General features: G+C 65.8%; 20 protein-coding genes. 13 read left to right on the forward strand and 7 right to left on the reverse strand.

Features of this window, described 5'->3' with window-relative positions:
• Window positions 1-11 precede the first annotated feature (11 nt).
• Both AB3X96_RS23900 and AB3X96_RS23905 read left to right on the forward strand, forming a co-directional pair.
• Entirely contained in the window at window positions 12-3,428 is a 3,417-nt protein-coding gene (locus AB3X96_RS23900) for an alpha/beta fold hydrolase (RefSeq protein ID WP_368591673.1), read from the forward strand.
• 119 nt (window positions 3,429-3,547) lie between these two features.
• Window positions 3,548-4,330, forward strand: a complete 783-nt coding sequence (locus AB3X96_RS23905) for a substrate-binding domain-containing protein (RefSeq protein WP_368591674.1) — start codon at window positions 3,548-3,550, stop codon at window positions 4,328-4,330.
• Between the two features lie 35 nt (window positions 4,331-4,365).
• Here the strand turns inward: AB3X96_RS23905 and AB3X96_RS23910 are convergent, their stop codons facing one another.
• A complete protein-coding gene (locus AB3X96_RS23910) occupies window positions 4,366-5,802 on the reverse strand; it encodes an FAD-binding oxidoreductase (protein WP_368591675.1) in 1,437 nt (478 codons plus the stop codon).
• A gap of 11 nt (window positions 5,803-5,813) precedes the next feature.
• The gene (locus AB3X96_RS23915; protein ID WP_368591676.1) at window positions 5,814-6,788 is read right to left on the reverse strand and encodes an isopenicillin N synthase family dioxygenase; all 975 of its coding nucleotides are present in this window, start codon (window positions 6,786-6,788) and stop codon (window positions 5,814-5,816) included.
• Between the two features lie 238 nt (window positions 6,789-7,026).
• Here AB3X96_RS23915 and AB3X96_RS23920 point away from each other — a divergent pair, with 238 nt between their 5' ends.
• The 5 genes from AB3X96_RS23920 to hutC (AB3X96_RS23940) are packed head-to-tail and all read left to right on the forward strand — an operon-like array spanning window position 7,027 to window position 10,957.
• Window positions 7,027-7,854: a transporter substrate-binding domain-containing protein gene (locus AB3X96_RS23920; protein ID WP_176105688.1), complete on the forward strand. Its 828-nt coding sequence runs from the start codon at window positions 7,027-7,029 to the stop codon at window positions 7,852-7,854.
• Window positions 7,855-7,904: 50 nt separating this feature from the next.
• On the forward strand, window positions 7,905-8,555 hold the full coding sequence (locus AB3X96_RS23925) for an amino acid ABC transporter permease (protein ID WP_368591677.1): 651 nt from the start codon (window positions 7,905-7,907) through the stop codon (window positions 8,553-8,555).
• A 28-nt stretch (window positions 8,556-8,583) separates the two neighbouring features.
• On the forward strand, window positions 8,584-9,246 hold the full coding sequence (locus tag AB3X96_RS23930) for an amino acid ABC transporter permease (RefSeq protein WP_368585298.1): 663 nt from the start codon (window positions 8,584-8,586) through the stop codon (window positions 9,244-9,246).
• Window positions 9,247-9,260: 14 nt separating this feature from the next.
• Window positions 9,261-10,148 (forward strand): amino acid ABC transporter ATP-binding protein, encoded by an 888-nt coding sequence (locus tag AB3X96_RS23935; protein WP_281374980.1) that lies wholly within the window; start codon window positions 9,261-9,263, stop codon window positions 10,146-10,148.
• Window positions 10,145-10,957 carry a histidine utilization repressor gene (gene hutC, locus AB3X96_RS23940; protein ID WP_368591678.1) on the forward strand — a complete coding sequence of 271 codons (813 nt, stop codon included), beginning with the start codon at window positions 10,145-10,147 and terminating at the stop codon, window positions 10,955-10,957. Before AB3X96_RS23935 ends, hutC (AB3X96_RS23940) begins: the two co-directional genes overlap by 4 nt.
• A 20-nt stretch (window positions 10,958-10,977) precedes the next feature.
• Here hutC (AB3X96_RS23940) and hutC (AB3X96_RS23945) read toward each other — a convergent pair whose 3' ends face one another.
• The 4 genes from hutC (AB3X96_RS23945) to AB3X96_RS23960 form a co-directional block, all read right to left on the reverse strand.
• Window positions 10,978-11,757 (reverse strand): histidine utilization repressor, encoded by a 780-nt coding sequence (gene hutC, locus AB3X96_RS23945; protein WP_368591679.1) that lies wholly within the window; start codon window positions 11,755-11,757, stop codon window positions 10,978-10,980.
• A gap of 112 nt (window positions 11,758-11,869) precedes the next feature.
• Window positions 11,870-12,550, reverse strand: coding sequence for an isoprenylcysteine carboxylmethyltransferase family protein (locus AB3X96_RS23950; RefSeq protein ID WP_176105683.1), 681 nt, complete (start codon window positions 12,548-12,550; stop codon window positions 11,870-11,872).
• Between the two features lie 23 nt (window positions 12,551-12,573).
• Window positions 12,574-13,410: an arylamine N-acetyltransferase gene (locus AB3X96_RS23955; RefSeq protein WP_368591680.1), complete on the reverse strand. Its 837-nt coding sequence runs from the start codon at window positions 13,408-13,410 to the stop codon at window positions 12,574-12,576.
• 86 nt (window positions 13,411-13,496) lie between these two features.
• On the reverse strand, window positions 13,497-14,174 hold the full coding sequence (locus AB3X96_RS23960; protein ID WP_176123170.1) for a hypothetical protein: 678 nt from the start codon (window positions 14,172-14,174) through the stop codon (window positions 13,497-13,499).
• A gap of 280 nt (window positions 14,175-14,454) precedes the next feature.
• Between AB3X96_RS23960 and AB3X96_RS23965 the strand changes: the two genes are divergently transcribed.
• From AB3X96_RS23965 to AB3X96_RS23990, 6 genes are all read left to right on the forward strand, one after another.
• Window positions 14,455-15,978 carry a carbohydrate porin gene (locus AB3X96_RS23965; RefSeq protein WP_368591681.1) on the forward strand — a complete coding sequence of 508 codons (1,524 nt, stop codon included), beginning with the start codon at window positions 14,455-14,457 and terminating at the stop codon, window positions 15,976-15,978.
• Window positions 15,979-16,159: 181 nt separating this feature from the next.
• Window positions 16,160-17,254 carry a hypothetical protein gene (locus tag AB3X96_RS23970; protein ID WP_368591713.1) on the forward strand — a complete coding sequence of 365 codons (1,095 nt, stop codon included), beginning with the start codon at window positions 16,160-16,162 and terminating at the stop codon, window positions 17,252-17,254.
• A gap of 37 nt (window positions 17,255-17,291) precedes the next feature.
• Complete coding sequence (gene efeB, locus AB3X96_RS23975) at window positions 17,292-18,596, forward strand: iron uptake transporter deferrochelatase/peroxidase subunit (protein WP_368591682.1); 1,305 nt, start codon at window positions 17,292-17,294, stop codon at window positions 18,594-18,596.
• 71 nt (window positions 18,597-18,667) lie between these two features.
• Entirely contained in the window at window positions 18,668-19,699 is a 1,032-nt protein-coding gene (locus AB3X96_RS23980; RefSeq protein ID WP_368591683.1) for an iron ABC transporter substrate-binding protein, read from the forward strand.
• Window positions 19,700-21,304, forward strand: coding sequence for an ABC transporter permease (locus AB3X96_RS23985; RefSeq protein ID WP_368591684.1), 1,605 nt, complete (start codon window positions 19,700-19,702; stop codon window positions 21,302-21,304).
• A 56-nt stretch (window positions 21,305-21,360) separates the two neighbouring features.
• Window positions 21,361-22,416 carry an ABC transporter ATP-binding protein gene (locus AB3X96_RS23990; RefSeq protein ID WP_368591685.1) on the forward strand — a complete coding sequence of 352 codons (1,056 nt, stop codon included), beginning with the start codon at window positions 21,361-21,363 and terminating at the stop codon, window positions 22,414-22,416.
• Window positions 22,417-22,441: 25 nt separating this feature from the next.
• Here the strand turns inward: AB3X96_RS23990 and AB3X96_RS23995 are convergent, their stop codons facing one another.
• Window positions 22,442-23,299 carry a LysR family transcriptional regulator gene (locus tag AB3X96_RS23995; protein ID WP_368591686.1) on the reverse strand — a complete coding sequence of 286 codons (858 nt, stop codon included), beginning with the start codon at window positions 23,297-23,299 and terminating at the stop codon, window positions 22,442-22,444.
• Between the last annotated feature and the right edge of the window lie 83 nt (window positions 23,300-23,382).

Raw genomic sequence — 23,382 nt, forward strand, 5'->3', positions numbered from 1 at the left:
AGGTGGTCCTGATGAACCGCTTATCGAGCGCGCCGACGGCGCTGCAACGGCATTACGACGTGGTGGTGATTGGCTCGGGCTACGGCGGCGCGATCGCCGCGAGCCGCATGGCGCGCGCGGGACGTCGCGTATGCGTGCTCGAGCGCGGCCGCGAATTCATGGCCGGCGAGTATCCGCGCACGCCCGTACAGGGCGCCGAGAATATCCAGTACAACACGGCCGAGGCGCAGATCGGTTCGCCGCTCGCGTTGCTCGAAGTGCACGTGAACGAGGACGTCAACGCGGTGGTGGGCTGCGGGCTCGGCGGCACGTCGCTGATCAATGCGAACGTCGCGCTCGAGGCCGATTCGCGCCTGTGGGACGACCCGCGCTGGCCGGCCGCGCTGCGCGCCGACAAAGCCGGACGCGACGACGGCTATGCGCTCGCCCGGACAATGCTGTCGCCGTCGCCGGTCCCCGACGACTTCCCGCCGCTGCCGAAGCTGCAGGCGCTCGAAAAATCGGCGCAGGCGCTCGGCATGGCGGACCGCTTCAGCCGTCCGCCGATCACGGTCACGTTCGAGAACGGCCCGAACGCGGCGGGCGTCGAGCAGCAGCGCTGCGTCGGTTGCGGCGATTGCAACTCCGGTTGCAACTACGACGCGAAGAACTCGACCCACATGAACTATCTGCCCGACGCGGTCGCCCACGGCGCGCAGATTTTCACCGGCACGGCCGTGCATTCGGTGCTGCGCGATCCCGACACCCAGCAATGGAAGGTCAACTTCCAGCTCGTGAAGCTCGGCCGCGAAAGCTACGACGCGCCCGATCTGTTCGTGCTGGCCGATATCGTCATCGTCGCGGCGGGCACGATCGGCTCGACCGCGCTGCTGCTGCGCTCGCGCGCCGCCGGCTTGAGCACGTCGGAGATGCTCGGCCAGCACTTCACCGGCAACGGCGACGTGCTCGCCTTCGCGTACAACACGAAGGATCCGATCAACGGCGTCGGCTGGGGCGAGCACAAGCCAGGGCAGATTCCTCCGGTCGGGCCGACCATCACCGGTCTGATCGACAATCGCGCCGCCGAGAAAAACGTCAGGGATGGCTATGTGATCGAGGAAGGCTCGCTGGCCGGGCCGGTCGGCGAAGCGCTCGTCGGCATGCTCGGCGCGGTCGCGCCGCTCGAAGGCGTGGATGCGGCCGGCGCCCCGTCGCTGCTCGAGCGCATGGCCTACGACGCGCGCGCGATCGAGAGCCTGATCCGCGGCCCGTACCACGGTGCGCTCAATCACACGCAAAGCTACCTCGTGATGGCGCACGATGACGAAAGCGGCCGCATCAAGATCGGTGACAAAGGCCGTGCTCGCATCGAATGGAAAAACGCCGGACGCCAGCCGATCTTGCAGACCGTCGAGGACGTGCTGATCGAGGCCAGCAAGCCGCTCGGCGGCAAATATCTGCGCAACCCGATTTCGACGAAGATCGCCGGCCGGCGCACCGTGACCGTGCATCCGCTCGGCGGTTGCGGCATGGCGGAGGACGCCGCGCATGGCGTGGTCGATCATCTGGGCCGCGTGTTCAGCGCCACGGACGGCGCCGCGGTGCACGACGGTCTGTACGTGATGGATGGCGCGGTGATGCCGATGTCGCTCGGCGTCAATCCGCTCCTGACCATCTCCGCGCTCGCCGAACGCAACTGCGCGCTGCTCGCCAAGGCGCACGACTGGTCGATCGATTACGCGTCGAAGGGCACCGCCGCCACGCCGCCCGCGCAGAAGATCGGCCTGCGCTTCACCGAGACGATGGTCGGCACCTACACGCCCGAGGTGGCGGGCGAAGCCGCAAAGAGCCCGATCGAATTCACGCTGACGGTCGAGTCCGACGATCTCGCCGACATGCTGAGCAACCCGAATCACCTCGCGCGCACCGCCGGCACGCTGACCTGCGGCGCTCTCTCCGCACAACCGCTGACGATCAGCGACGGCACGTTCAACCTGTTCGTCGTCGATGAGTCCGACGTCGACGAGCGCAACATGAACTACCGGATGACGCTCGACGCGGCCGAAGGCAACACCTGGTATCTGACCGGCAGGAAGATCATCACGCGCACGTCGCCGATCAACCTGTGGGAGCAGACCAACACGCTGTATGCGGAGATACGCGCGTCGGCGCACGACGATGCGCCCATCGTCGGCACCGCGACGCTGATCATCACACCCGAGAACTTCCTCAAGCAGCAGCGCACACTCGAAGTCACGCACGCGCCCGACCTGAAGACGCGCCTCGAATGGACGCTGAAGTTCGGCAAATTCTTCGCGGGCGTGCTGTTCACCGAATACGGCGGCGTCGCCGCGCCGCTGCAGTTCTACGATCCCTACACGCCGCCGCGCGCCAAGCGCACGCTGCGCGCGCCGGCGCCGCAGATCACCTACTTCGATACACCGGACCGCACGCGGCTCAAGCTCACGCGCTACTTCGATCCCGCCGCGGACAAAGAGTCGAAGCCGATTCTGCTGATCCACGGCTCCGGCGTCTCGAGCCGCATTTTCTCGACCGATCTGATATCGACCAACCTCGTCGAATATCTGTACGCGTCGGGCTACGACGTATGGCTCGTCGATCTGCGCGTCAGCATCGAACTGCCGAGCGTGCTCGTGCCGGCCAACGTCGACATGGTCGCGCGCGAAGATATTCCCGCCGCCGTCGCGAAGATTCGCGAGGTGACCGGCGCGCCGAACATCCAGGTACTCGGCCACTGCCTGGGCGGCCTCGCGCTCAGCATGTCGCTGCTATACGGACTCGAGGGCGTGCGCTCGGCGGTGATTTCGCAGGTGTCCGCACATCCGGTGCCGGGCACGCTGCAACGGATCAAGGCCGGCTTGCATATTCCCGACCTGATGCAGCATCTGCGCATCCGCGACCTCACTGCCTATACGCAGGAAGACTCTTGGCCCGCGAACCTGTTCGACGAAGCGCTGCGTCTCTATCCGGTCGATCACGACGAGGGCTGCGGCAATGCGATCTGTCATCGCGCGACGTTCCTGTATGGCCTGCTCTATGAGCACGACAAGCTGAACGAGACGCTGCATGCGAACCTGCAGGAACTGTTCGGCATTCACGACATGGCCGTGTTCCAGCATCTGGCCACGATGGTCCGCGCGGGCCATGTCGTCGATGCGCGCGGCGACGACGTGTATCTGAGCGGTGCGAACGGCATGAAAGGACTGGAGGGCATGCGTTTGCCGATCGGCTTCATCCACGGCGAGAAGAACGAAACCTATCTGCCGGTCAGCACCGAACGCACTTACGACCTGCTGCGCGAGCGCTTCCCCGAGCAGCCGTACGAGCGGCATCTGGTTCCCGGCTATGGGCATATCGACTGCATCTTCGGCAAGAACGCGGCGGTCGATGTTTATCCGCTGATCGTCAGCTATCTGAACGCGCATTGACGGCGCGGCCATCGCCGATGCGCCACGCGTTGTCCGCGCGTGGCGGGTTCTCGTCGCGCCGTCATTCCGGTATGGTTGCGATTGCGCATCGATCTCCTTCGCCCTCTGTAACCATACCGATGAAAAGATTCCTTCTGGCCTTGTTCACTGCCGGGCTGCTCGGCAACGGCGTCGCGGCCACGCAAGTACAGGCAGCCGAACTTCACGTGATGACCTCGGGCGGCTTCACCGCCGCGTATCAACAGCTTGGGCCGCAGTTCGCGGCATCGAGCGGCAACACGCTCGACACGATCCTCGGTCCGTCGATGGGCCAATCGCCCGAGGGGATTCCGAACCGGCTCGCGCGCGGCGAGAGCGCTGACGTCGTGATCATGGTCGGCTATGCGCTCGACGATCTGATCAAGCAGGGCAAAGTCATTCCCGGTTCGCGCGTGGAACTCGCGGATTCGCGCATCGGCATGGTCGTGCGCGACGGCGCGCCGAAGCCGCATATCAGCACCGTCGAAGGCCTGAAGGATGCGCTGTTGCATGCGAAGTCGATTGCCTACTCGGACAGCGCGAGCGGCGTCTATATTCAGCGCGAGATGTTCAAGCGGCTCGGCATCGAAGCTCAGGTCGGCCCGAAAGCGAAGATGGTGCCGAAGATTCCGGTCGCCTCGGTCGTCGCGAGCGGCGAGTATGAAATCGGCTTCCAGCAGGTCAGCGAATTGCTGCCGGTGAAGGGCGCAACCTTTGTCGGCAGGATTCCGGAGTCGGTGCAATCGGTCACCCGCTTCGCCGCGGGGATTCCGGTCAACGCTCCGCATCCGCGGGAAGCGCAGGCTCTGCTCGACTATCTGGCGTCGCCGGCCGCGCAGGAAACGGTTCGTGCAACCGGGCTCGATCCGGTCGCCGCGCATTGACCGATCAGGCGGCACACGCGCCGCCTCCATCAGCATCAGAAGAGCTTGCCCGGATTCAGAATGCCGTGCGGATCGAGCGCATGCTTGATCGCGACCATCGCGGCAAGCTCGGCTGGCGAGCGTGAAATCGGCAGGAACTCGCGCTTGAGCGTTCCGATGCCATGCTCCGCCGACACCGACCCGCGCAACGGCCCCAGCATCTCGTAGACAAACGCATAGACCGAGTGATGATCGACGCCCGGAATCGAATGGCCATCAACGGTCAGATGCAGATTCGAATCACCGATATGCCCGAAGAAATACGCTTCGTTGCCGGGCCAGCGCTGATCGAGCGCCGCGCGGCAACGGTCGACGAACCCGCCGATCTCGCCGATCGGCAGACTCACGTCGAAGTTGATCGGATCGAGCTTGAGCGGAAACTCCGCCGTGCACTCGCGGATCGCCCATAGCGCGCGCGCATCGGCGACCGACTGGGCGATCACCGCGTCGCGCAGCGCGCCCGCCTGTAGCGCATCGCTCAGCGCTTGCGCGAAGCGTTCGCCAGCGTCGTCGGCATCGAAGCCCGCGTGCTCGATCAACGCATAGAGCGGATACGCGGCGCCGAACGGCGAGCGCGCGCCGGTCAGCTTCACGCCGAAATCGTAGAAGTCCGGCCACATGACCTCGAACGCGCCGATGTCGTTGCCGAAGCGCGTCGCGAGACGGCGCAGCAGGCTCACCGCGGCATCGTAATCGTTCAGCGCGACGAGCGCCGTATGACGCGCCGCGCGTCGCGGATGCAGCCGCAGCACCGCGCGCGTGATCACGCCGAGCGTGCCCTCCGAACCGATGAACCAGTGCTTCAGGTCATAGCCGGTGTTGTTCTTGACCATCTTGCCGAGCGAACTGAGCACGTCGCCATTCGCGAGCACCACTTCGAGACCGAGCACCTGATCGCGCGCGGTGCCGGACTGGATCACGCGATTGCCGCCCGCGTTGGTCGCCAGATTGCCGCCGATCTGGCATGAGCCGCGCGCGCCGAGGTCGAGCGCGAGTTCGAAGCCTGCTTGCTCGGCGGCTTCCTGCGCGGCCTGCAACGTGGTGCCGGCACGCACGGTCAGTGTGGCCGACGCCGCGTCGAGTTCTTCGACACCGCTCAAGCGTTCCAGCGACAACGCGATATCGTTGGCGCGCGCGATCGCGCCGCCCGCGAGTCCGGTCATGCCGCCTTGTGGCACCACTGGCTGATGCGCGGCGTGGCAGATCGCGAGCGCGCGCGATACCTCGTCGGTCGTGCGCGGCAGCAGCAGCGCCGCCGGACGTGTCGGCTCGTGGCGCGTCCAGTCGGTCATCGCGTGTTCGCCGATCTGTTCGCCGACGCGCACCGCGTCGGCGCCGAGCGCGGCGCGCAACGCCTCGAGTGTCGTCGCGAGCGGCGCGGTCGCGCTTGCGATCTGGGTCCTCTTGTCGTCAGTGATGCTCTGCTCTGTCATGCAGGAGTTCCTTACCGTGCCGTAGCAGCGAGTTTCTTGCGATAGCCCATCGAATCGTTGATGCGGCCGAGGATATAGTCACCCGCGGCGACCGGCTGATATTTGCTTTGCGCGTCGCTCGCGCCCAGCTCACGGGGATCGACGAGCGCGCCATAGGTCGGATCGTAGAATGTCGCGATCGAATAGCGCTCGCGCCCCGATGCATTGATCACACGATGCAGCGTCGAGCGAAAGCGGTCGTTGGTCCAGCGTGCGAGCAGATCGCCGACGTTCACGACGAAGCTGCCTTCGACGGGCGGCGCCTCGACCCAAGTATCGTTGGCGATTTCGCGCACCTGCAGGCCGCCGACCTGATCCTGCCACAGCAAGGTGATGCAGCCGTAGTCGGTATGCGGCGCGACGCCGAACTGATCTTCATCCGATTGCGGCGGCTGCGGCGGGTAGTAGACCATTTGCGTGCGCTGCATGCGCTTCGTGTAGCGCGGCACGAAGAAATTTTCTTCGACGCCGAGGCTCACCGCGACCGCGCGCAGCAAATCGGCGCCGCACGCGCCGACCGCCTCGTAATACTCATACAGCACCGGCCGCAACCCGGGCATGAAGTCCGGCCAGTTGTTCGGCCCGCGCAGTGCTTGCCCTGCCAGCACGTCGGGATCGTCTTCCGGCAGTTCGAGGCCGATGCTGAAGAACTCCTTGTAGTCGGGACGCTTGGCCTGGTACATCGTCGCGTCGCCCAGCGCATTGAAACCGCGATGCCGATGATTGACGGCCGCGCGTCGTTTGGTGTCGACCGGAAACGCGAAGAAGGTGCGCGCGGCTTGCGCGGCGGCATCGATCGTCGCTTGCGGTACGCCGTGATTGACGATGTAGAAAAAACCGATCGTCGTACACGCTTCATGAATTTCTTTCGCGACGCGTCGGAGCGCCTGCTGATCACCCGCGCGCACGCCGGCGACATCGATGATCGGAATGCGAGTCGCGGGCATCGCACTGCTCCTTCGAGGATCGGTATTGCAGTGGTATATACCGCCAAAAGCACGGCTGCAAGTTGCTTCGCGTACCTCCATATCAGGGCTTTTCTCTACTCGCGCGAGCATTTATTTTTCGCAGGAAACGCAGTATATACTGCCCTGCAGGGCCCGCAATCTGCGTCGGCGCGGCGGGTCCACAACCAAGACTTCGACACGCCGGCCACCCAACACCAATTCGCCCCCGGAGAACCCCATGCGTATCCTTGCAGGCTGGAAATGTGGTCTGGTCGTGCTGGCGCTGTGCGCGGCGAGCGTCGCAGCGCACGCCGAAGACCAGCTCGCCAAAGTGAAGAAAGCCGGCGAACTGGTGGTCGGCACCGAAATGCAGTTCGCACCGTTCGACTTCCTCGAGAACGGCCAGCAGGCCGGCTTCAACAAAGACCTGTTCGCGGAGATCGGCAAGGAAATCGGTGTCAAGGTGCGCTTCATCGATCTGCCGTGGCCGAGCGTGCTGCCCGGTCTCGAAGCGGGCAAGTTCGATATGGTCGGCGGCCCGTTGACGGTCACGAAGGCGCGCATGGAACGCTACACGTACACGCTGCCCGTCGCCGATGCGACCGACGCGCTGCTCAAGCGCGCGAACGATGCGTCGATCAAGCAATCGGCGGATAGCGCGGGCAAAACGATCGGCGCGGGCAAGGGCTCCGCGCAGCTCGATCAGCTGAAGAGCTACGCGGCCACGCTGCCGAAGCCGCCGGAAATCCGCGAGTACGTCGACAACAATCAGGCTTACGCGGACCTCGCGGCAGGCCGCATCGCCGCGGTGGCGAACTCGATGACCAACATCGCGTATGTCGCCAAGCAGCGCCCCGAGATGTTCGCGGTCGTGCAGCCGCCGTTCGGCGCGAAGGTCTATTTCGCATATGCATTGCGTAAAGACGCCGACAGCAAGCCGCTCGCCGACGCGTTCAACGCCGCGCTCGTGAAGATGCAGAAGGATGGCCGGCTCGCCGCGTTGCAGAAGAAGTGGTTCGGTGTCGCGATGGAGATGCCTTCCACGATGCCCACGCCGAACTATTGAGCGTCCGTGGGCGGCACGCGTCGTCCTTCCCGTTCCACCGGCCGCGACCCATGTTCATCACGACCGTCTTCGTTCAGGGCCTGCCGCTGCTGCTGCATGCGGCGCTCGCCACCGTCGGCATTTCGCTGACGGGGCTCGTGATCGGCTTCTTCGTCGGCATCGGCGTATGCACCGCGCGGCTGTCGCAGCATCGCGCCGCGCGGCTCGCGGGCGGCGCCTACGTGTTCTTCTTTCGTGGCGTGCCGATGCTCGTGCAGCTGCTGCTCGTCTACTACCTGTTGCCGTTCGCCGGTATCAACGTGTCGCCGATCGTCGCCGCGATCAGCGCGGTGTCGTTGTGCTCGGCCTCGTATATAGCCGAGATTCTGCGCGGCGGGTTTCTAAGCATCCCGCCCGGACATCTCGAAGCCGCGCGCATGCTCGGGCTTTCCCCGCTCGATACGCTGCGGCGCATTCTGGTGCCGCAAGCATTCCGTTTGACGCTGCCGTCGCTCGTCAACGAAATGGTGCTGCTGATCAAGGCTTCTTCGCTGATCTCGGTGGTCGGCGTCGCCGAGTTGACGCGCACCGCGCAGAACATCGCCGCAAGCACTTACCGGCCGCTCGAAGCGTATGTCGCGGCAGGGCTCATCTACTTCGTGATCTGCGGTTCGCTCGCGCTCGTCGCGCATGCGGCCGAGCACCGTTTGCAGCACGCCTGAATCGACTCACGTTTAAGCCAACCTCGCCATGCAAACGTTCGATCCGACCGTCATCACGCACAACCTGCAGCCTATCGCCGCCGGTCTCGCGACGACGCTCGGCAGCTGGGCCGCGGGCGTCGCGATCGGTCTCGTGATCGGCTTCCTGATCGCGGTGCTGCAACTGTTCTGCGGACGCTGGCTGCGCGCCGCGCTGCGCGTCTATATCGAACTGTTGCGCGGCACGCCGTTTCTCGTGCAGCTGTTTCTGCTGTACTACGGCGGCCCGTCGATCGGGCTCACGCTCGAACCGATGACGGCCGGCATCGTCGGCCTCGGTCTCTACGGCAGTGCGTATTTCGCCGAGGCGTTCCGCTCCGGCTTCCAGTCGGTGCCCAAAGGTCATCTCGAAGCGGCGTCGTGTCTCGGGCTCACGCGCTGGCAGGCGATCGTCCGCATCCAGGCGCCGCAGATGCTGGTGCTGATCGTGCCCGCGCTGACCAATCTGATCATCGTGCTGAGCAAGGAAACGGCCGTGCTGTCGATCGTCACGGTGCCCGAACTGACCTTCGTGCTGACCGGTATCGGCTCGGCCACCTTCGCTTTCGTCGAAACGCTGCTGGTGCTGTGCGTGTGCTATCTCGCGCTGGTCGAGCTGACCTCGCGCGCGGGCATGTGGGCCGAAGCCCGCCTCGCACGCTTCATGGCATGATTCCGGGACCCCCTATGAACGCCATCGCCGACATGCACTCCCCCGCGCAATCATCCGCGCCGTCCGCCAGCGCAACGGCGAACGCATCGAATGCCGCGCCGCTGATCGAAGTGCGCGATCTGCGCAAACGCTTCGGCGATGTCGAGGTGCTGCGCGGCATCGATCTCGAGATCGCGCGCTCGGAAGTGGTCTGCATCATCGGGCCGTCGGGCTCGGGCAAGAGCACGCTGCTGCGCTGCCTCGCCGCGCTCGAAACCTACGATCACGGCGACGTGCGCATCGAAGGCGAACTGCTCGGCTATACCGAGCGCAACGGCAAACGCGTGCGCGCGTCGCATGGCGAGATCAACCGCGTGCGCCGCAACGTCGGCATGGTGTTCCAGCAGTTCAACCTGTGGCCGCACATGACCGCGCTCGGCAACGTGATGGAAGCGCTTCTGCGCGTGCGGCGCCTGTCGAACGACGAAGCGCGCCGCCGCGCGAACGCGATGCTGGAGACAGTCGGCCTCGCGCACAAGGGCGATGCGTATCCGGCGAAGCTGTCGGGCGGTCAGCAGCAGCGCGTCGCGATTGCACGCGCGCTCGCGATGGAGCCGCACATCATGCTGTTCGATGAACCGACTTCGGCGCTCGATCCGGAGCTCGTCGGCGAAGTGCTGCTGGTGATGAAGCAGCTCGCGCGCGACGGCATGACGATGGCCGTGGTCACGCACGAAATGGGCTTCGCCGCGCAGGTCGCCGACAAGGTCATGTTCATCGACCAAGGCCGCATTGCCGTGCAGGGCAAGCCGCGCGACGTGTTTCACGATGCCGCGCAGCCGCGTCTGCGGCAGTTTCTGCAAAACTATTTCGACCGCAATGCGTTCTGGACGCGCGGCCCCGACGACACCCAGCCCCTATGAGCACCACCGCTCGCAACAAGCCTCACGGCAAATTCTCCGCCAGCGCGGCCCGCGCCGCGGCCAGAACCGCGCGCGGCAGTGATGAGGCGCCCGCCGCGCGCTATGAGCAGGTCAAGCAGCACATCCGCCAGATCATCGACTCGGGCGAACGCCAGGCGGGCGATCGTCTGCCCTCCGAACTCGATCTCGTCGGGACGCTCGGCGTATCGCGGATGACGGTCAACCGCGCGCTGCGCGAGCTCGCCGACGCGGGGCTCGTCACCCGCGTATCGGGCGTCGGCACTTTCGTCGCACCGAACAAGCCGCAATCCACGCTATTGATGATCGCCCATATCGGCGACGAGATCCGCTCGCGCGGCCACGCATATCGTTGCGACATGGTGCTATTGCAGCGCGAGACCGCATCGGTCACGGTGTCGAACGCATTGGGGCTGGCGCCGGGCGCTTCGGTGTTTCATGTGGTCTGCGTGCATCGCGAGAACGGCCTGCCGGTGCAGCTCGAGGATCGCTATGTGAATCCGGCCGTCGCGCCGGATTTTCTGCAGCACGATTTTTCGGCGCTGAAGCCGTCCGAGTATCTGCTGACGGCCGTGCCGATGCACGATCTCGAACACGTCGTGGACGCGGCGCTGCCGACGCCCGCCGAAGCCGAGCTGCTCGAAATTCACGCGGAGGAACCGTGCCTGACGCTGACACGCCGCACGTGGACGAGCGGCGTCGCGGTGACGTTCGCGCGTTTCGTGCATCCGGGTTCGCGCTACCGGCTCGGTTGCCGCTTTTCGCCGGATACGTCGCAGCGGCAGGGATAAAGCGTGCTTCAGCAACCGGGCTACACGGTCCCCGCCAGATGAAACCGCGACGCCGGATGCCATAGCCGCACCGACGTCGCGACGTTCTCGCCGACCCACGTGCGCCGCCACAGCAGCAGACACGGCTCGCCGATATCCATCATCAGATGACGCCGCACATAGGCGTCGGGCTTCTGCGCATAGATGCGAAACTCGGCACGCTGCACGGGCGCGAGCCGCACCATGTAGTGATTCGGTGTTTCGACCGAGAAGTCCTGTTGCAGATATTCGGGGAACACTTTCGGATTGACGAAACGGTCCTCGTATTGAATCGGCTCGCCCTCCTCGCTGTGCACGATGCACGAATGAAACGCGGGACCGCTCGCGAGACCGAGCGCTTCGAGCGCATCGGCGTCGTCGCTCGGTTCGAGCGTCAGCACGCGCGCCGAATGACGATGACCGCGCGCGGCGATTTCATCGGCGATATTGCGGATCTCCAGCACCGTCGATTCATATCGCTGCGGCGCGACGAAGGTGCCCGAGCCTTGCACGCGCGTGAGCACGCGCTCGGCGGTCAGCTCGCGCAGCGCGCGCGACACCGTCATGCGCGCGACACCGAACTCCTTGACCAGCTCCGTTTCGGAAGGAATCAGTCCGCCCGGCTTCCATGCGCCTTCGCTGATGCGCTTGAGCACGTAGCGTTTGATCTGCTCGTAGGCGGGCATCGCCTTGACCGGCGTGTCGCGGTTGCGATCGGCGGCGTCCTGGTTCTGCTCGGCCTGTGCGGCGGGCGCGATGCGCGCCTGTGTAGTTGTTTTCACTCCAAACCTCATCGGTGATTCGCCGGTGTTACATCAGGTACACCGTGGCCGGTTCTCCGGCGGCCGGGAGCCATCTTACCCGCTTCGACGGCGGCGAGACCACCTGGACGCGCTACCAGATGAACGGCACGAAACGGTAACGCACACGTTCCATGTACGCCGTGTAGCCGTCGAGTTGCTCGGCCAGCAGCCGCTCCTCGCGCACCGCGCGCCAGCCCATGCCGTACGCCATCACGGGCAGCGCCACAAGCCCCCACCACGAGCCGAGCATCAAGGGCGTGCCGACGAAGAACACCAGCGCGGCCGCGTACATCGGATGACGGACGTACGCGTAAGGCCCGGTGTCGGCGACCTTGTGCCCGCGGCTCGCCTGAACCTTGACCACCGGCGCGGCGTAGCTGTTCGCGCGAAACACGAAGCGGCACATGAAGATGCACAGGAACACGCATAGCGCGCCGAAGCCCATCAGCCACAACGGCAGCGGCCCGGACCAGCGAAACCGCATCGCGTCGAAGCCCATCAGGACCAGCCAGCCGCACCACGCGGCTCCAATCGCGACCATGAACACACGATCCCAGCGGCTCTGCTGCGCCTGCACGAACGGCGCGAGCCGCTCCGCGAGCAGCGCGGGATCATGACGCGCGAGCCACAAGCCGACCCACAGGCTCAACACCACCAGCTCCAGCAGATACCACCACGCGGCCGGCCACGCGAGCGTGCCGGCCGCGCCGAACAGCAGCACGCCCATGAACGCCAGCCAGGCCAGCGATTGCAGGATCAGACGTGCGACCATCGCGGCTCCCTCATGGGCTGGTGTTATGCGGACGCATCACGCGTGCGCACGCGCTCGAACACGTCGGCGATATCGAGGTCCTCCAGGTTCAAGCCGAAGCGCTCGCGCAGGCAGTCGGCGAGTTCGGCGGCACTCGCGAGGCGCCGTTCGCTGACGATCTGCCCTTGCGCGTCGCGCTCGTTCAACTGATCGTTGAATAGCGCGAGGCGCAGTTCGGGTAGCACGCGGCACGCCAGCAGGTTATTCACAAACTTCGAATCGGGCGACGTCGACGTGTACCAGTTCGAGATTTCATAGTCGACCCACTCGACTGCGCGCAGATCGACGTGATAGACGCGCGACCAGCTCTCGTCCGGCGCCAGCACCTCGAGATAGACGGTGTCGTGCCCCGCGTTGGCGAGACGGAACGTGCCGAGCGGAATCGGTTGTGCAAGGCCGGCGGTCAGGCGCAGCGGCGCGGTCAGCGTGACGCCGCCGAAGCCGACGTCGGCGATCCATTCGTCGCCGTCGATATCGACACGCAGCACCATGTGCGTACGCGGCGAGATCGTGCCGGGCTCGCGGCCCCATATGACGCGCGCAAGCATCGGCGTGACCTTGAAGCCGAGTTGCATCAGCACGTTCGCGAACAGAATGTTCTGCTCGAAGCAGTAGCCACCGCGCTTTTGGATCACGAGCTTGCGTTCGATCGCTGCGAGCTCGAGCGTGACCGGCTGGCGAGTCAGCGGGTTCAGGTTCTCGAACGGGATCGCGGCGGGATGGAGCAGGTGAATCGCCCGGAGCACTTCGAGCGTGGCGGCGCGCGGGCCCTGATAGCCGATGCGGGTGAAGTAGTTTTCCAGATTGACAGAGTGGGACATCGGCGGAATTCCAGTTGAGTAGCGGGTTCGACGCGATCATAGCGCTTTCGCGCTGAATCGATCGCGCGAGGCGAAGCGAAACGCGCCTACATGCCCTTCAACGCCGACGTCGCGATCGACGGCACCGTAATACCGTGGCTCGACGCGAACTGCACGGCCGAGCTCAGCGTCGACATCAGCGACTGCAACTGCCCCGGCGCCGACTGCGCGATATACGAAGCGCTTTGCGCGGTCTGCGGATTGAGGCCCGATTGCAGCAGCGACGACGGACTCATCTGACCAAGGCTGCCAAGCCCCGACTGCAAGCTCGAATACTGGCTCACTCCCTTGCCGAGCGACGACAGCCCCTGGGTGAACGCTTCCTTGTTGACCGGCGTCGCCGACGCGCCGCCACTTGCATGATTTGCGAACGCATCGGTGAGCTTCTGCGACAGCGACTGCTGTGTGCTGCCGACCTGCGTCAACTGACTGACCGACGGCGTGCCACCGCTGAGCAGCCCCGCCGCCTGCTGCGCCTGGCCGGCCGCACTCGTCATGCCCATCGCCGACGCGAGGCTCGACTGCCCGCTCAGCACCTGCTGGTTCGCGCCAACATAGCTCTGCAGCAGCTGCGACACGCCGCCCGACGACGCCCCGGCACCGGCCGAGCTGTCACCGCCCCCGCCGATACCGAACTGCTTCAGATTCAACTGCGCGTGCGCGGCGCCGCCCAACAACAGACCGCCACTCGCCAGCAACGAAACCAGAAGAATGCGCTTGCTCATTTCGACCTCCTCACTTTGACCTTCGGGGTTACTCGTGCACTTCGACACCTCACCCTTTCGTGCGTTCGGTCTGACTACATCAATACTCTTTCATTACGCCTCAATTACTAAAGAATTACACCTTCATGCGCTTTACGAGCAGTCCGTAAATCCCGGGTTTACATGCCAGTAATCTTGATGCGAATCGTTCTCATTTGTGTTGACTCTCGCAAATGGCCTGCGTACGATCTCGCCATCAGCTGCTTCGGCATCGGACGAAACAACACTAATAAGGATTTCGATGAAGTTCGCCCAACTCAATGGACTGCGCGCCAACGCGCGTTCCTTTTGCGACGCTTCGGCAGGTACCGGCGCAATTCATCGTACGCGTTTGCCTTCGATGCGGCGCGTCGCACTGTGCACGGCCTTCGCGTGGGCCTCGTTGACCAGCCACGCGGCGCTGGCCGAAGCCAATCCCGATGCGAACCCGGAAGCGCCCGAAGCCGACCTGAACATTCAGGCGACGCAGACCAACCAGTGGACCGGTTTCTGGAATCGTCAGCAGATGCTCGGCGACATGGGCGGCCTGCGTCCGTGGCTCGGCAGGTACGGCATGACCTTCACGCTGACCGAAACCAGCGAAGTGCTGGCCAATCTGCGCGGCGGTCTCGCGCGCGGCGCCGACTACGACGGCCTGACCACCGCCACCTTGCAGATGGATACGCAAAAGGCATTCGGCCTGCCGGGCGGCCTCTTCAACGTCAGCGCGCTGCAGATTCACGGCTCGAACCTGAGCGCGAACAAGCTCGGCACTTTGAACACGGCGAGCGGCATCGAGGCCGACAACGCGACGCGTCTGTGGGAGCTCTGGTATCAGCAGTCGTTCCTCAACAAACGCGTCGACGTGAAGATCGGTCAGCAGAGTCTCGACCAGGAATTCATCACGAGCACGTATGCGGCGCTGTTCCTCAACACGATGTTCGGCTGGCCCGCGCTGCCCTCGTACGACCTGCCGTCGGGCGGTCCCGCCTATCCGCTCGCGGGTCTGGGTGTGCGCGTGCGCGGCCAGATCACCCCTTCGTTGACCGCGCTGGCCGGCGTGTATTCGGGCGATCCGCTCGGCAACAACCCGAACAACATGAGCGGCACGAACTTCAACCTGCATAACGGCGCGTTGTGGATCGGCGAGCTGCAGTACGCGATCAACCAGCCGTCCGACGGCGAAATGGTCGGCACGGGCGGCGGCGGTCTGCCGGGCACCTACAAGCTCGGCGTCTGGTACAACACCAACAAATTCGCCGATCGGCGTTTCGACAACATGGGACTATCGCTCGCGAATCCTGCGTCGACCGGCATTGCCGCGAATCACAGCGGCAACTACAGCTTCTATGCGGTCGCCGACCAGATGGTGTGGCGCCCCGACCCCGACGAACCGCGCAGCCTCGGCGTGTTCGCGCGCGTGATGGGCGCGCCGGGCGATCGCAATCTCGTGCAAGTCGCGGCCAATCTCGGCGTGGTGCTGAAGGCGCCGTTCAAGGGCCGCGACAACGACAGCGCCGGCCTCGCGCTGACCTACATCAAGGTCGGCAGTCACGTGAACGGACTCGACGAGGACTTCCTGGCATTCAACGGCAGCCCGTACGGCGTGCGCACCAGCGAAACCACGCTCGAGGCGACGTACCAGTACCAGATCAATCCGTGGTGGCAGGTGCAGGCCGACGCGCAATACACGTTCAACGCCGGTGCGGGCCAGAACCCGAACGACCCGACGCAGCCGCTGCGCAATACATTGGTCGTCGGCGTGCGGACCAATATCAACTTCTGATGCCGCCCGCCGCGCGCTTTCATCCACGCAAGCACATGCCACCCCACGCAACCGGACCAGCACTTCCCATGCTTTCGATCGTCACCGCCACTCCCGCTTTGTGCGCCCGCACGGAGGCCCAATCGTGAACCCAGTCACGCGCAAGTTTGCGCCGCGCGCCGCGCGCGCCCTGCTCACCGCGATGGCCGGCGCTGCCGCCCTCACGATGGCTGCGCCCGCGCAAGCCGAGCCGCAAGGCTTCCTTGAAACGATCAAGCATCACACGACGCTGATCAACACCGTCCCCGACAACGGCGACCAGAACCCGTACGCGCTCGTGGTCGCACCGGTCAGCGCGGGCACCGTGAAGCAAGGCGACGTGCTGGTCGGCAACTTCAACAACTCGACGAACCTGCAGGGCACCGGCAGCTCGATCGTCGACTATCACCCGGACACCAGACAGATGACGGTGTTCGCGACCGTGCCGCGCGATCTGAAGGAATGTCCGGGCGGCATCGGCCTATCGACCGCAATGACGATGCTGAAGTCGGGCTGGGTGATCGTCGGCAGCACGCCGAGCAACGACGGCACGACCGGCACCAAAGGCGCCGGCTGCCTGATCGTGATCGACCCTCAAGGCAAGATCGCCTCGACGATCTCGACGCCGAACATCAACGACCCGTGGGGCAACATGGCGGTCGTCGACAACGGCGCGAGCGCGACGCTGTTCGTCAGCAACGCGGGCTTCGGCGTCGGCGGCGCGGAGGGCAATCCGCCCGTGTTCAAGCAGGCCACCGTGCTGCGCATCGACCTCGACGTACCGCAAGGCAAGCCGCCCGTCGCGAAGAAGGAAACCGTGATCGGCAGCGGCTTCGGCGCGCAGGCCGACAAGGGCGTGTTCCTCGTCGGGCCGACCGGGCTCGCACTGTCGGCCGATCAGAAACTGCTGTACGTGTCCGACGCAATCGGCAACCGCATCACCGAAATCGACGATCCGCTCACGCGCGACACCAGCGCGGGCGTCGGCCGCCAGCTGAGCGCCGACGGCCTGCTGCATCGTCCGCTCGCGATGGCCACCGCGCCCAACGGCCACCTGCTCGTGACCAACGCGTTGAACGGCCAGGTCGTCGAAATCGACCCGGCGACCGGCAAGCAGCTATACGCACGCTGGATCGATACCGACAAGGCGCAATCGCCCCCCGGCAACGGCGACCTGTTCGGTATCGCGATGACGCCCGAAGGCGACGGCTTCTACTACGTCGAAGACGACGTGAACACGCTGGTGCTCGCGAAGTAAGCGGCACCCACGCAGGCTGCAGGAAGGTGAAGTGACCATGACAAACGATCAACCCCCACGGCCGTCACGACGCGGCTTTCTCAAAGCGGGTGGCGCGGCGGTCGCCGCCGGTGCATCGCTGGGCGCCGGCCTCGCGAGTTCGCCGGCCGCGCTCGCGACGGCGCCCGCGCATAGCGCGCAGAACGCCGATCCGCAGCTCGCGGTCGAGCCGTTCTACGGTCCGCATCAAGGCGGCATCGTCACACCGCAGCAGAGCCACACCTACGTCGCCGCGCTCGATTTGACCACCGACAAGCGCGACGACGTGATCGCACTGCTACGCACATGGACCGAAGCAGCCGCGCGCCTGACGCAAGGCGGCACGGCCTTCGCGATGCCCGCCGGCGACGACCAGCCCGCCCCCGATTCCGGCGACGTGCTCGGCCTCGGCCCGAACGGTCTGACCATCACGTTCGGCTTCGGCCCCGGCCTCTTCACGAAGGACGGCAAGGACCGCTATGGGCTCGCGTCGCGCCGCCCCGTCGCGCTCGTCGATCTGCCGCGCTTCAACGGCGATCAGTTGATCAAGGAGAAGACCGGCGGCGACCTGTTCATCCAGGCATGCGCGAACGACGCGCAGGTCGCGTTTCACGCGGTGCGCCAACTGTCGCGCCGGGCCTACGGCGTCGCAGCGATGCGCTGGGGCCAGGCCGGTTTCCTGTCCGGTCCGCGCGGCCAGACGCCGCGCAATCTGATGGGCTTCAAGGACGGCACCAACAATCCGTCGACCGCGAAACCCGAGCTGATGAACCAGTTCGTGTGGGCCCGCGCCACCAACGACGCGCCGTGGATGGAAGGCGGCACCTACACGGTCGTGCGCCGCATCCGCATCACGCTCGAACACTGGGACAACACCGAGCTCGGCTTCCAGGAACAGGTGTTCGGCCGCCACAAGTACAGCGGCGCGCCGATCGGCAGCAAGAACGAGTTCGACGCGGTGGACCTGAAAGCCGAGGACAAGGACGGCGATCCGGTGATCCCGGAGAACTCGCACGTGCGTCTGTCGAATCAGGCGAGCAACAACGGCGCGCAGATTCTGCGGCGCTCGTATTCGTACAACGAAGGCACGAACTTCTATATCGAGCGCTGGCCGCCGTGGCGGCAGGAAACCGAGTACGACGCGGGGCTGATTTTCATTGCGCATCAGAGCGACCCGCGCACCGGCTTCATCCCGATCAACGACCGCCTCGCGAAGTTCGACATGATGAACCAGTTCACGACCCACGTGGGCAGCGCGATCTTCGTCGTGCCGCCCGGGGCGAAGTCGGGTTCGTATGTCGGCGCGGGGCTGTTCGAAGCGTGATGAAGCACATGAAGCACGCCGGGCGCGCAGCGCCTCGCTCACTAAACACAATCTGAACGGACTTCTGCAACATGGCTCATTCCTGGTTTGCCTCCCGCCTGCGCGCACTCGGCAGCGTGGCCGCGCTGTCGCTCACCGCACTCGCGACGATGCCGTCGGCGGCCCATGCGGCATCGATCACGCTGTACAACGCGCAGCACGAGCAGGTCGTCAATCTGCTCGCGAAGGACTTCGAAAAGCAGTCGGGCATCTCGGTGAAAATCCGCAACGGCGAAGGCCCGGCGCTCGCCGCGCAGATCGTCGCGGAAGGCGCGGCCTCGCCCGCCGACGTGTACTTCACCGAGAACTCGCCGGAGCTGATGCTGCTGGAGGAAAAGGGTCTGCTCGCGAAGGTCGACGCAGCGACGCTCGGCGCGGTGCCGGCGCGCTTCAATTCGCCGAGCGGCGTATGGGTCGCCGTGACCGCGCGCGAGAGCGTGCTCGCGTACAACACGGCGAAGCTGCAGCCGTCGCAACTGCCGCAATCGGTGTTCGACCTCGCGAAGCCTGAATGGAAAGGCAAGGTCGGCATCGCGCCGAGCGACGCCGACTTCCTGCCCCTCGTGAGCGCGGTGCTGGCACTGAAGGGCGACGAGCAGACGCTCGCGTGGCTGAAGGGCCTGAAAGCCAACTCGCAGATCTTCGACGACGACGAAGGCCTGGTCGCCGCGGTCAATCGCGGCGCGGTCGCGACTGGTCTGATCAACAACTACTACTGGTCGCGTCTGCATGCGGAAATCGGCGATGCGAAAACCCGCAGCGCGATCTACCACTTCAGCCACGGCGACGCCGGCGCGCTCGTCAACGTCTCGGGCGCGGGCGTGCTGAAGTCCGCGCACAACCCGGACGGCGCACAGAAGTTTCTCGCGTACCTGGTCAGCGAACGCGCGCAGCAGTTGATGGCCAATAGCCACGTGATGTTCGAGTACCCGCTGCATGCGGGTGTCGCGCCTGACCCGGTCCTCAAACCGTTTGCCGAACTGACTCCGCCCACGCTGACGATCCAGCAGCTCGGCGACGATAGCCAGGCGGGCAAACTGCTGCGTCGGGCAGGCCTGCTGTAAATGAGCGAAGCCCTGTCAGCCGGTCCGCCGGCTGCCCCCCCTGCCCCGGCGCGTGCACGCACGCGCGCGCCGCGCGGCCTGCTTGCGGCGGCGGCACTCAGCGCTTTGCTGGTGCTGCTGCCGATTGCGTTTACGTTCTGGCGCGCGGCGAGCTTCGGCATCGGCGACGCGCTCGATCTGATCTGGCGGCCGCTCGTCGGCGAGTTGCTCGTCAATACGGTGTTGATCGCCTTCACCACTACTCTCGTTTGCGCGGTGATCGGCACGGCCGCCGCGTGGTTCGTCGAACGCACGCATCTGCCGGGGCGGCGCGCGTGGGCCGTGCTGTGCGCCGCGCCGCTCGCGATGCCGGCTTTCATTTCGAGCTACGCGTGGGTGTCGTTGAGCGAGGACTTGCAGGATTTCAACGGCGCGCTGCTCGTCTTGACCTGCGCGTATTTTCCGCTCGTCTATCTGCCGGTCGCCGCCGCGCTGCGCGGCATGGACCCGGCACTCGAGGAAAGCGCCCGCGCGCTCGGCTGCAACCGCTGGACCAGCTTCGTGCGCGTCGTGCTGCCGCAACTGCGTCCGGCGCTGCTCGGCGGCATGCTGCTGGTCGCGCTCGGCGTGCTGTCGGAGTTCGGCGCGTTCACGCTGCTGCGCTTTCATACCTTCACCACGCAGATCTACGCGGAATTCCGCACCAGCTTCGACGCCGGCGGCGCATCGCTGCTCGCGTGTCTGCTGATCGTGATCTGCCTCGTCGTGCTTGCATTCGAGTTTCGCGTGCGCGGCGCGGCGCGCTACGAGCGCGTCGATCGCGGCACGCGCCGCGCGGTGTTGCGCTACGAGCTCGGTGCGTGGCGCTGGCTCGTCGTCGCGGGCTTTGCGCTGCTGACGCTCGCGACGCTCGGCGTGCCGCTCGGCATGATCGGCTTCTGGCTCACGCAGCCGGGCGCGGCGGCGGTGACGCCCGCCGATGTCTCGCCCGAATTGCTGTGGAACGCGACGATGTCTTCGCTCGGTTTCGGCCTCGCCGCCGCCGTGCTGACCACGTTGCTCGTGGTGCCGCTCGCATTTCTGCTGGTGCGTTACCCGACCCGTTTCGCGACGCTGTTCGAGCGCACCGTGTTTCTCGCGCAAGGCGTGCCGGGGCTCGTGATTGCGCTCGCGATCGTGTCGCTCGCGGTGCATGCGCTGCAGCCGCTTTATCAAAGCGCTACGCTGCTGATCGTCGCCTACGCGATTCTGTTCATGCCGGTCGCGCTGGTCAGCGTGCGCGCGGCGTTCATGCAGGCGCAGCCGCGCCTCGAGGAAACCGCGCGCGCGCTCGGCCTGAACTGGACGCAAACGCTCGTGCGCGTCGTGCTGCCGCTCGCGGGTCCCGGGCTCGGCGCGGCCGCCGCGATGGTGTTCATCTCGGTCGTCACCGAGCTGAACGCGACGCTGCTGCTGTCGCCGCTCGACACGCAAACGCTCGCGACCCAGGTGTGGGCCGATACGTCGACGATGGCGTTCGCCGCCGCCGCGCCGTATGCGGCGCTGCTGACCGGCATCTCGCTGTGCGCGTCGGGGCTGCTGTTCGCGCTGCTCGGCCGCTCGGCGCTGCTCGGCGAGCGCGGCTGACCCGACACGCGCCGGCTTTTCATCGCTGCTTTTTGTTCGACTTTCTTCGGGATTTCATGAGCGAACTTCGTATCCGCGGACTGCAGAAATCGTTCGACGGTCATCCCGTGCTGCACGGCATCGATCTTTCGGTCGAGCGCGGCACGCTGCTCGCGTTGCTGGGGCCCTCGGGCAGCGGCAAGACCACGCTGCTGCGGCTCTTGTGCGGCTTCGAGCGCGCCGACGGCGGCAGTGTCGAGATCGACGGCCGACGTGTCGTCGGCGACAACCTGCACGTGCCGTCGGAGCAACGCCGCATCGGCTATGTGCCGCAGGAAGGCGCGCTGTTTCCGCATCTGTCGGTCGCGGACAACATCGTGTTCGGCCTGCCGCGCACGCAGCGTCGCGCGCGCCATCGCGTGGCCGAACTGCTGGAACTGGTGGGTCTGCCCGCGCATTTCGGCGAGCGCGCGCCGCAGCAGTTGTCGGGCGGTCAGCAGCAGCGTGTTGCGCTCGCCCGCGCACTCGCACCCGCGCCGACGCTGGTCATGCTCGACGAGCCGTTCTCGTCGCTCGACGCCGCGCTGCGCGTCGAGACGCGCCAGGCGGTCGCGAATGCGCTGGCCGCGGCTGGCGCGACTGCCGTGCTGGTCACGCACGATCAGGCCGAGGCGTTGTCGCTCGGGCATGAGGTCGCGGTGCTGTGGAACGGAAGGCTGATCCAGACCGCGACGCCCGAAGCGCTGTACCGCCGTCCGGTGACGCGCGAGCTTGCGTCGTTCATCGGCGAGGCGGTGTTGTTGCCGGGCGTCGCGCAACAGGATCGCGCGAGCTGCGAGCTCGGCGAACTGGCACTGGCCGCGCCCGTCGGCAACGGCGCGGTCGACGTGATGCTGCGTCCCGAGCAGATCCGTCTGCTGCGCGCCGACGAAACCGCGCGCACGGGTGCCGCGCACGATGCGCTCGTCACCGATGTGATCTTCCAGGGGCAGGACGCGAGCGTCGCGCTGCAATTGCAGTCCGCCACGCGGACGATGGTGCGCGCACGCGTGCCCGGTTATCTGTGCCCGCGTCCGGGCGAGCGCGTGCGGCTAGCGGTCGAGGGTGAAGTGACCGCCTATACGCGGGCTTGAAGGGCACCAGGGCTGGCACGCTCGGCTACCGCAACGACAGATCCTGCACCATCTGCTGCGCCAGATAATCGCAGGTCGGCCGATCCGATTTCGCGCTGCGCGCGACGACAATTTCGAGCGGCGCGATTTTCGGCAGGCCTTGCGCGTCGCCAAGAATCGCGAGCCGCGGCGGCACGCTGCAACGCGTCAGCGCGATCACCGACAAACCGGCATCCACGGTCGCGACGAGTCCCATCAGGCTCGCGCTGCTGAACGCCGCGCGATAGCGGATGCGCGCGCCATCCAGCGCGGCGAGCGTATGCTGGCGCGCGACGCAGCCAGGCTCGTACAACCCCACCGGCAACGGCGACGCCTTCAACACCGGCGTATCGACCGACGCCCCAACCCACACCATCGGCTCGCTGCGCACGAATTCGCCGCGCAGCTTGCGGTCGCGCGTGACGAATGCGAGGTCGATCTTGTTGTCGGCGAGCATCGGCGCAAGCGCCGTGCTCTGCGCGCAGACGATCTCCATCTCGACGCGCGGGTACAGCGTTGCGAAACGCCGCAACACCGGCGACAGCAGCGACGACACATAGTCGTCCGGCGCGCCGAGCACCACGCGCCCGGTCACCTCGGGCCTCACGATCGCCGACCACGCCTCCTCCTGCAACGCGAGCGCGCGCCGCGCGTATTCGAGCAGCGTGTTGCCGGGCCGTGTCAGCGACAGGTTGCGCGTGTTGCGGGCGAACAGCGTCGTGCCGAGCATCGTTTCGAGCCGCTTGATCTGCATGCTGACCGCCGCCTGCGAGCGATGCACGCTCGCCGCCGCCTTCGTGAAGCTGCCCGCCTCCACGACCGCGACGAAGCTGCGCAACAGATCGACGTCGAATTCAGGGTTCACGATTTATCAACCGGGCTTATGGAATTGCTCAATTTAATTCGTTTGTGATAAGCCCGCAAGCGGCGCAATACTCGCAGGCATCA

The sequence above is a fragment of the Paraburkholderia sp. BR13439 genome (assembly GCF_040948805.1).
Classification (GTDB): domain Bacteria; phylum Pseudomonadota; class Gammaproteobacteria; order Burkholderiales; family Burkholderiaceae; genus Paraburkholderia; species Paraburkholderia youngii.

Excerpts from the sequence above, each read along its gene's own strand:
- AB3X96_RS23900 (WP_368591673.1), top strand. The coding sequence starts at position 12 with ATGAACCGCTTATCGAGCGCGCCGACGGCGCTGCAACGGCATTACGAC.
- AB3X96_RS23905 (WP_368591674.1), top strand. The coding sequence starts at position 3,548 with ATGAAAAGATTCCTTCTGGCCTTGTTCACTGCCGGGCTGCTCGGCAAC.
- AB3X96_RS23910 (WP_368591675.1), bottom strand. The coding sequence starts at position 5,802 with ATGACAGAGCAGAGCATCACTGACGACAAGAGGACCCAGATCGCAAGC.
- AB3X96_RS23915 (WP_368591676.1), bottom strand. The coding sequence starts at position 6,788 with ATGCCCGCGACTCGCATTCCGATCATCGATGTCGCCGGCGTGCGCGCG.
- AB3X96_RS23920 (WP_176105688.1), top strand. The coding sequence starts at position 7,027 with ATGCGTATCCTTGCAGGCTGGAAATGTGGTCTGGTCGTGCTGGCGCTG.
- AB3X96_RS23925 (WP_368591677.1), top strand. The coding sequence starts at position 7,905 with ATGTTCATCACGACCGTCTTCGTTCAGGGCCTGCCGCTGCTGCTGCAT.
- AB3X96_RS23930 (WP_368585298.1), top strand. The coding sequence starts at position 8,584 with ATGCAAACGTTCGATCCGACCGTCATCACGCACAACCTGCAGCCTATC.
- AB3X96_RS23935 (WP_281374980.1), top strand. The coding sequence starts at position 9,261 with ATGAACGCCATCGCCGACATGCACTCCCCCGCGCAATCATCCGCGCCG.
- hutC (WP_368591678.1), top strand. The coding sequence starts at position 10,145 with ATGAGCACCACCGCTCGCAACAAGCCTCACGGCAAATTCTCCGCCAGC.
- AB3X96_RS23950 (WP_176105683.1), bottom strand. The coding sequence starts at position 12,550 with ATGGTCGCACGTCTGATCCTGCAATCGCTGGCCTGGCTGGCGTTCATG.
- AB3X96_RS23955 (WP_368591680.1), bottom strand. The coding sequence starts at position 13,410 with ATGTCCCACTCTGTCAATCTGGAAAACTACTTCACCCGCATCGGCTAT.
- AB3X96_RS23960 (WP_176123170.1), bottom strand. The coding sequence starts at position 14,174 with ATGAGCAAGCGCATTCTTCTGGTTTCGTTGCTGGCGAGTGGCGGTCTG.
- AB3X96_RS23965 (WP_368591681.1), top strand. The coding sequence starts at position 14,455 with ATGAAGTTCGCCCAACTCAATGGACTGCGCGCCAACGCGCGTTCCTTT.
- AB3X96_RS23970 (WP_368591713.1), top strand. The coding sequence starts at position 16,160 with ATGGCCGGCGCTGCCGCCCTCACGATGGCTGCGCCCGCGCAAGCCGAG.
- efeB (WP_368591682.1), top strand. The coding sequence starts at position 17,292 with ATGACAAACGATCAACCCCCACGGCCGTCACGACGCGGCTTTCTCAAA.
- AB3X96_RS23980 (WP_368591683.1), top strand. The coding sequence starts at position 18,668 with ATGGCTCATTCCTGGTTTGCCTCCCGCCTGCGCGCACTCGGCAGCGTG.
- AB3X96_RS23985 (WP_368591684.1), top strand. The coding sequence starts at position 19,700 with ATGAGCGAAGCCCTGTCAGCCGGTCCGCCGGCTGCCCCCCCTGCCCCG.
- AB3X96_RS23990 (WP_368591685.1), top strand. The coding sequence starts at position 21,361 with ATGAGCGAACTTCGTATCCGCGGACTGCAGAAATCGTTCGACGGTCAT.